General features: G+C 55.3%; 4 protein-coding genes. All 4 read left to right on the plus strand.

From position 1 onward, the window contains the following. Positions 1-192: 192 nt before the first annotated feature. Positions 193-1,299 carry an exonuclease SbcCD subunit D gene (locus FD19_RS08135; protein ID WP_056969692.1) on the plus strand — a complete coding sequence of 369 codons (1,107 nt, stop codon included), beginning with the start codon at positions 193-195 and terminating at the stop codon, positions 1,297-1,299. 20 nt (positions 1,300-1,319) lie between these two features. Continuing rightward, entirely contained in the window at positions 1,320-4,463 is a 3,144-nt protein-coding gene (locus FD19_RS08140) for an AAA family ATPase (protein ID WP_056969694.1), read from the plus strand. Positions 4,464-4,650: 187 nt separating this feature from the next. Next, positions 4,651-4,809 (plus strand): hypothetical protein, encoded by a 159-nt coding sequence (locus FD19_RS09765; protein ID WP_156321920.1) that lies wholly within the window; start codon positions 4,651-4,653, stop codon positions 4,807-4,809. A 566-nt stretch (positions 4,810-5,375) separates the two neighbouring features. After that, the coding region (locus FD19_RS08145; protein WP_268872338.1) for a MucBP domain-containing protein at positions 5,376-9,254 on the plus strand (3,879 nt) is incomplete at its 3' end.

Raw genomic sequence — 9,254 nt, forward strand, 5'->3', positions numbered from 1 at the left:
AGTGGTGGCCGTTCCTTTTTATTGTGGTTGACTGGATTGTGGTGGGTTGATTGCGCAGTGTCTGGCCCGACCTGGCGGTGGTGCGCCAGGTCAATTTGTTACCCGTACGCACACGGTTCGCGGTAGAATGGTGGTACGAACATACGTACTGTTAGCACCAATAGTGAGTACTTAAACGGAGGAGATCAAGCCATGCGGATTTTACATACAGCAGACTGGCACATTGGGCGGACCCTGGCGGGGTTTGACCTGTTACCGGTGCAGCAGCGGTCCTTTGCGGCCCTCAGGCAGGTGGCGCACGACGAGCACGTGGATGGCGTCATTATTGCGGGTGACCTGTATGACCGTGGGTTGGCCGCAGAAAGTGCGGTCAACACCGTCAACAGCATGTTGCGCACCCTCAACCGCGAGGACGGGCTGCCCCTGTTAGTCATTAGTGGTAACCATGATTCAGCTCCGCGGTTGGCCACGGGGAGTGAGTGGTTTAGTAGCACCAAATTCTACCTGCATACGCGGCTAGCTGAGGCCTTTGAACCGGTCACGTTGGGGGACACCCAGTTTTTCCTGCTACCGTACTTTGAACCCGCCATGGCCCGCGCCTACTTTGAGGATGATAATCTGACCAACATTGCTGCCGCGATGGCGCCGGTCATTGACCGCATGGTGGCCCAGTTTGCACCGGATAAGCGCCACGTACTGGTAGCGCACTTTTTTGCGGCTGGCAGCACACACAGTGGCTCCGAGACACCCGTGAATGTTGGTGGCCTGGACGCCGTGCCGCTGGACTTGCTGGCGCCGTTTGACTACGTCGCGTTGGGACACTTGCATAACCGGCATGCGGTCAATGCTGACCGGATCCAGTATGCAGGGTCGTTGGTCAAGTTTGATGTCAGCGAAACCGAGCAACGCAAAGGGGTGTACATCCTTGATACGGAGACGATGACCCGTAAGTTCATTGAAATTCCGCAAACACCGGACTTCATCCATATTCGCGGCAGCTTCGCGGAAATTATGGACCCAGACTTTTACCACCAGGTCGCGACGGATAGCTTTGTGCAAATCACGCTCACGGATACCGAAGTGATTCCGGACCTAATGATTCAGTTACGGCAGGTTTACCCGTATTGCACCGGGGTTGATCGTGCCCACGGGGTGCAAACCAGTGTGACGGACAAACCAGTCGACCGGCACCTGGACCCGATGGCTTTGCTCGCACAGTTTTATGCGGACACTAACGGCACAGAGCTGACATCCGAGCAGCGGCAGTGGGCGCAACAAGCCTTGGCTGACGTGCAGTAGGTCGACAGGAGGAACACGACATGCAATTTGAACTACTCGAAATGCAAAACTTTGGCCCGTACGCCAAGGCCCGCGTTGATTTTACCGACTTTGCGGACACGCCACTATTTTTAATTAGTGGTAACACCGGGGCAGGGAAAACGACCATCTTTGATGCACTCGTCTTTGCCCTTTACGGTACCGAGCGGCGCAACCAGACCGGTAACGGCCGGCTTGCTACGGCGCTACGGTCGGAATTTGCTGCGGCTAGTGAGCAGACGGTGGTGCACTTGCGCTTTCGTAACGATGATACGCAGTACGACATTACGCGGTCGATGTACGTGTCGCGTAACGGTGACCTGAAGCTGCGCAACCCGGAGCTGATTATTCACCGCGATGGTGAGCCTGACCAGGTGCTGGGCAAAGTCAAAGACGTCCTGGACGCTGTGGAAGGGATCTTGCACCTGAACCGCCAGCAGTTTCGGCAGATCATCCTGTTGCCCCAGGGTGAATTCCGCAAGTTTCTAGACGCCGACAGTGGTGAACGGGAGGCGTTGCTGCGGAGCCTCTTTGGTACCCAGATGTACCAGGACTGGGGTGAACGGTTGCGCAATCAGCAACAGGAGCTGAAGCAACGGGTCAGCACCACGGATCACCAGCTATTGGAGGCAATGCACGCCTTTGAGTGGGCGGACGCAACGGACGCAGTGCAGCAGGCGCGGGATGAACGGGCCCCATTGCCCGACCGGGTCACGGCAGCCAGTGCGGCGCTAGTAACGGACAGCCAAGCCGTGGCCTCACTGGCCGTGGTGGCTAGCAGCGCGGCCAGCGCGGCAGCGGTAGCGACTGCCAACTTTACACAGGGACAGTCGCTGGCTGGGGCTTGGCAACGCCAACGGACAGCCGTGGCTCAGCAAACCCAGTTAGCGGCCCAAAGTACGGCAGCCCAGGCGCGCCAGGCCCGAATTCAAGCGCTGAGCTGGGCACAGGCACACGCCACGACTTACCATAACTACTCGACGGCGCAAAGTGCGGCGAGTGCCGCAACGGTGCGGTTGCAGCAATTGACGGCACAGACCACCAGTGCAGCCACTGCTCAGAGTGCTGCTAGTAGTGCGGCGGCAACTGTGGCCGCGCAGGTCGATAGTATTGCCAGCCAGCGGCAGCGCGTGGCGACTTTGTCTAGCGCGGCGGTGCGGTTGCAGCGGGTGGCGGATTACTCAGCGGCAGTCGCTAGCGCGGCGACGGTGGCGGAGGCCCAGAGCACGGCGGCTAGCACGGCTACCGCAGCGTTGGCAGCCACGGACGCAACGTTGCAGACGGTGCAAACGCAGTTGGGAGCGCTCACGGTTGACCAATTACGGGAGCAGTCAACGCAACAGCAATTAGCCTTGGCGCAAATGCAACGGGCCGACGCGGCGGTCAGTGCGGCGCAAGCAGCGCAACAGCAGGCGGAGTCCGCCGCTAGCAAGGCTGTAGCTACGGTCGCGGCCGCACATGCACAAACGACAGCCGCAGCGCAACGGGCAGATGCAGTCCAATTGGCTTACTACCAGGATCAGGCGGCCATGTTGGCAGCTAAATTGGGACGGAATGACCCCTGCCCGGTTTGTGGGAGCACGGAACATCCGCACCTGGCGACGGCGACCACAACGGTGAGTGAGCAGGAGTTACAACAAGCACAGGCACAGTTACAACGGTACCAGGCTGATGAAGCTGGGGTGCACGCGCAAGTGCAGCAACTAACTACGCAGGCCCAGCAGGCGGCGGTGGCTACGAATGCAGCTGTTGAGAGCTTGGTGGATGTGGTCAACCAGGCGACGATTTTCGACGCAGCACCGGTACACGACCTAGCAACAGCCCACGCGGCCGTCATTGCGGCGACCACCAGTACGGAACAGACTGCTACTACCTTGGCCACGCAACAGCAACAGCAACAACAGCTGACCAAACGGACGCGTACGTTGACGGCGGCCCGTGATGAACAATCGGCCGCGGCCGTCCGAGCGACGCAAGCCGCGACCAGCGCGGAAACGGCCCGGCAGGTAGCTCAAGCCAACTGGCAACAGGCGGCTGCGGAGTTACCAGACGATGTACAGGATGTCGCTGCCGTGACGGCCGAACAACGGCGACTGACGGCGGCCATCAAGGCTTACGATGACGACGCCAAAGCCGCCGCTGATACGCTGCGGGTCACAACCGCGACGTTGAATCAGCGGCAAGGTGAGCTGACCAGCCAGCAGCATGTGGTGGACGGCGCCCAAGCAACTTTGCGAACGGCCCAGGACGAGTTGGCGACGTTGGTGCGCGACCATTACGGGGATGAGGGCACGCTGGCACAGTTTGCCGCCGACCTGAAAGCGGTACCGCAATTAGCCAGTTTGCGGGCAGCTGACCAGGATTACCGTGAACAGGTGGCACAGGCAGCGGCACTACTGGCGGAGGCGCAGGCCGTGATCGGTGACCAACCCGAACCGGATATGGACGCGCTGCACCAGGCGGCCACCACGGCTACCAACCAGGCCGACCAGGCGCAGACGGCCCACCACGATGCGAGCGCCCGGTTGCGCCGGAACCAGCAACGGCTAGCTGATATTCAGCAACGGCTAATGGCGCAAGGTACGACCAGGCAGCGGCTCAATCAGCTCAGTACCCTGGTGGCGGCGTTTACGGGCAACAATCCCGCCAAGATGGGCTTGGAGCGGTACGTTTTACGTGCCTACTTTAACCGGGTATTGGCGCAGGGCACGGTGCGCCTCCAGGAGTTGACCCGGGGACGCTACGCCTTCCGGTTAAGTGATGATCAGGGGGATACTGGTAACCACACCGGCCTGGAAATTGACGTCTACGATGACCAGGTTGGGAGCACGCGGTCCGTGCAGACGCTATCCGGCGGGGAGAGTTTCATCGCGGCCTTGTCCCTCGCGTTAGCGTTGGGTGAAGTGATCCAGGAAGAAAGTGGTGGTATCGCCATCGACGCCTTGTTCGTGGATGAGGGCTTTGGCTCGCTGGACCACGATAGCCTCACGATGGCGTTGGCCGCCCTGGAATCCATCGAGGGGCACCGTATGGTCGGCATCATCAGCCACGTGGAGCAGTTGCAAGACTCCGTACCGGACCAGCTACGGGTGACAGCCGACGGGACTGGGCACAGTAGCATCAAAGTGGTGCACAAGAACCGGTGACAATTTGCTAGCAATCGTTGCTGGCGTTTGCTAATAAAAGCGCTATAATAAAGAAGTACTAACCAAACATCATAACTGTGGTCGCCCCCTCATGGTGCGACATTCCAACCGGTAGTCGGCTCGCAGCTACGATTCTAGTGGAGCACAGTGGGGCGACCCACTGTGCCCTGTGCGAAAAGAGGCGAGAATGATGGCAGGAAAGCTCAGTAAAGAACAGCGTAAGGCTTTGATTCAGAAGGCTGAAGAGGACCGCTCAAAGCATCCCCAGAAGCAATCTGGTCAGTCAGGTTTCGCGGCAATCGACGCGGAGGCCGAGAAGCTGGAAAACGAAAACGAAAACAAGTAGTCTTTAGGTTCATTCGAACTCGGTGTTGTCCGTCGTGACGACGCCGAGTTTTTTTGTGTTCAATTTGGGCCAAACTGGCGGGTGCGTAGTATAATTATGGAAAGCGTGGGGTAACGCTGCTTGGGGGCTGTGGCGGATCCGATCACTTTGACGGTTGCACGGCGTGGGTGGAACCAGCAAATGTCACTTTTGTAGTCGCGTAGCCTTGATGTTATTTAATTAGCAAGATATGTAAGCGCTATGCCGACGTCAGCCACTTTGGCTAGTTGCTGATTACGGTGATATTACCGTTGTGTTTAACGATGTGTCATGACAGCTAACCCAATCAAGCGGAGCTGTTGCTATGAGTGGACTGCACGGCTTGGATTGTGGTGGACAATTGTTCCGCAGACTTAGTCACGGTAAGTTGTGATATAGTCATACAATCTAATTAACCATTCGGCAAAAAATATCCGACAATTGCGCTTAAATTGTTGTTTGCTGGGCATTGGTGGTGTAATCTTAAGGGTGTGTAAGTACGGGTCTCATTGTGAATGAGTAGGCGATTTTACGGGAGATGAGTATTGATGAAATTTAAGCGGGCGAAAAGGACGCCAACTCCAGAAATTAAGGAGCGCGTTAAAATGTGGAAATCTGGCAAGAGGTGGGTATATGGCACCCTCTTCTTCCTAGGTATGACTACCGCAATTGGTATGCACAACAATACCGTTTCCGATGCTGAGGAGACCAACGATACCAAGACCACGAATTCTGTTGATAGTGCTGCCGCTGCGGTGACGCAGGGACAAGTTTATACGTTGCAGAACCAGGGTCACAGTGCCGCTGCATCATCGGCAACGAATGGTGCGGATGACGGTGTGGCAACTAGTAGTACGAGTAGTACTGCGTCCAGTGCGGCGTCAGTGAGTGCGGCCACTAGTCAAAAAAGTGGGTTAGAGTCTAATGCAAGTCAGGCAAGTAGTGGGACTGCTAATTTGGGGAGCAGTACCAGTACGTCCGCGGCCAGCACGGCGACTAGTAGTGTAGCACCAGCGAAATCCGCCGTAGAAGCGACCAACAGTGCTAGTGGCAATACTAGTGGTGCAGTTAGTGTGGCTGCGAGTGCGGTTAATTCAGACGGTACAACGCAGGTTAATGATGGCAAAACTATTCGTAGTAGTAGTGCTGCTAGCAACGCTACTAGTAGTGCTACGAGCACCAGTGCCGCTCCGGCTGATAGTGGTAGCACCACGAGTAGTGTAGCGTCGCAGCACGTGGCCGCAGCAACTGCCACCAGCGATATTGATGCGGCGGCCACAGCTGCCAGTGTCACGACTACGAGCACTATCACCCCGACGGTTAGTTACAAGAGCAGGTTGTCCGTAACCGATATTGACGCCGTGAACTCCGCTGCCAGCGAAGCCGCCATTGCTGCTAGCTCAGCAGCTTCCAGTGCGGCCACTAGTGCGGCTTTGCCAGCGGGGTTCTCGGTCACCGATCCTGATTATCCAAGTGGGGTCTTCCACTATGCGGAGGACTCAGATTGGTATACGTTTGCGCAGGTTGATGGCAATAGCGGGACGGTGACCTTTGCGATTGACCGGGCAACGCAAAGCAAGGTTCAAGTCGGTTTGGTGAATGGTGATACCGTCACCAATACGCAAGTAATGACGGATGGAAGCAAAATCAAACTGGCCGGATTGACTATTTTTGATGACGCTGAATCGGTCTATGCGCAAGGTGCACTCACGTATATCTTCGATGTTTATTCATACAAGACAGGTTCAAAGGGTACCTGGAGTGGTTATGCCTTCTTTAAGCCCCTTATGCAGACGCAAACCACACAGTATGTGGACCAAAATGGCAACCCCATCAGTGGTGCTGATCCAGTGGTTATGACTGGGTTGTCAGGGCAAAAGTACACGACTGCTCCCTCGGCCTCCTTAACTGGGTACACAGCTGCAGCGAGTGCCAATGCTAACGGTACGATGTCACCCTTTCAAACTGATGGCCAGACGCTAACGCAGGTCTTGCATAGCGTTGCTGGCGTCACGGACAACAAAACCACTATTACCTATACGGTAAAGGATGTTGATACGGGTGATATTTCCTTTGTGGCTAAGGGTGGATTAAACGGCTCTGGTGACTTGAAATACGTGACAGACCCGAAGGATAAAGAATATTCTAAATCGTACACACAGATTGGGTCATACCTGGTGACTAATCCGTACATCCCGCAAACCACTACTATCACCTACACTTACGATGCTTCGACGGTCAACCTAACCGTCAAGTATGTGGATTCCTTTGGCAATGAGATTCGCCCTGACGATTCGCTTGAGGCGACGTTTAACGATCCGTACACCGTGACCTACCCTGATATTGCGCATTACTCTGTGGATAATAGTTACACCGCTGATGCGACGAACAATCCGACCACGTTCACGCCAACGACGTTAAATGATGCGGATAATACCATTACTTTGCACTACGTTGGTGAAGATACGACGCTGACGGTCAAGCACGTGGACCAAAATGGTCAAGCAATTGGTACGGATACAACCATTAAAGGCCAATACGTTGAAAAGTTGACGCTGAACGCGGATACCGACAACAACTTTGATATTGATGGATATGCTGCTCCTGACGCGACCAACGTGACACTCGATGATGACTCCGATGCGAACATGGTCACGTTGACGTACACCAAGATCGGTGCTTTTCACATCACGCCGCCTAGCGGTGCGGCTTTGCCTGCTGGTATCACGACTACCACGGCGTACGACGTGACGGATAATAGTCCCATTGCGGTAGCTACCCCGGCTGGGTTCTACGTACCGTACTTTCTAGGTTACGCGCCTACCGCGACGGACGCCGTTACGGGCGCGGGCATCACGTTGACGCCAGTCGACCCCGATGATTTGACCAAAGGGTACCAGGCACCCGATGTGGCCACTTTGGGTAACGATGATATCAATATCACCTACCAGGAACAGGATGCACAGTACCAGGTCGAGTTTATTAGCGCTAAGGACGACCAGCCAGTGGTAGGCACGGTAACGACTGCTACGGCCCAAGTGGGCAGTCAGCAGCAGGTCACGTTGAATATTCCTGCTGGGTATGTAATAGGCATCAAACAAATTGATAGTCGCGTTACTTATCCTGGCAAAGTTGCGGGTACACTGAATCCGGTATATGGCGCGGACGGACAGATGGAAGTTGATGGCAACGGTCAGCCAATTGTAGCTTTGACCCTGACCGTGCCTGAAGGTGGTACCACCTATCAAGTGGTGGTGGACCCTGTCACTGAGGTCGCTGCACCTACCAATCCGCAGGACAGTTACTACCGGTATACACACCGGACCTTTGGGCTCACGTCGCAAGTTACGCTACCTGCCAACGCTCCGGCCGATACCGATTTGACGGTTAAGAATGGTGAGCAAAGTTTTGTTTATACACGGGCATATTATGTTGACCAGTATAATGACGCCACTACGGCGCTGTATTACGGTGCGTGGACGGCACCGGCAGATGAGACGTTTGATCCAGTCACCATTCCGGTGATTGCTGGCTTTGAACCGACCATTACGTTGACTGAAACGCGGACGGGTCAAAGTACTGAGGCTGGGACGGATACAGCCACGTTTACTGATGAAACCGACCTCAATAAAGCACTGCAGGATCACGTTACACAATTTGAAAATAACGCAAAAGAATCTGAAAAGTATGCTGACAGTAGTGCGGCGACGGTATACAGTGACACAATTAGTGTGCGGTACGTTGCAGAACCTCAAAAAGTTGTTGTGAGCTATGTCGACCAAAATGGGGATGAAATTGCCGGGTATGCCAGCCACACCATCACTGGTTCCACGGGTGCCAAGGTCGACTATGACCAAGATGACAGCGGTGCTGCCATTAGTGAGTTTGTCGCTGGGTACACGTTGAAGGATGCTTCCGACGAGACTAAGCAAGCCTACTTCGATACGGACACAGCGACGGATCAACAAGTGCAGTTACGGTATGTTGCTAATGGTGCGGTGACCATCACGCCGGTAGGGGCGACTAGTCCGGATAGTCCGGTGCAGTACACGACGGACCCTGATGATCCTACCAAGGCAACTGGGGTTATTCCTTATGTGGCTGGTTACACACCTGTTGTGGAAGGCGGCACCTTCGCACCTGTTGACCCGGATGATTTGAGTCAGGGCTATACGCTGACTCCGACAGACCCATCTAAGCCGTCTACTGTGATGTATGACGCGGATGCGCAAACAGTCACGGTTAAGTTTGAAGATGTTAGTGACAATAGTCCATTACAGCCCGATGCCACGATTACTGGGACGAGTGCAGCGACGATTGATTACGACAAGGACGCCAATGGTGATGCGATTAATTACGTTATTGCCGGTTACACGCTGACGACCGATGGTCGGGAAACAACGCCGACGTTTGATACGGATGATGAG

Origin of the sequence: Lacticaseibacillus thailandensis DSM 22698 = JCM 13996, from assembly GCF_001436135.1 — a bacterium.
Lineage (GTDB): Bacteria > Bacillota > Bacilli > Lactobacillales > Lactobacillaceae > Lacticaseibacillus > Lacticaseibacillus thailandensis.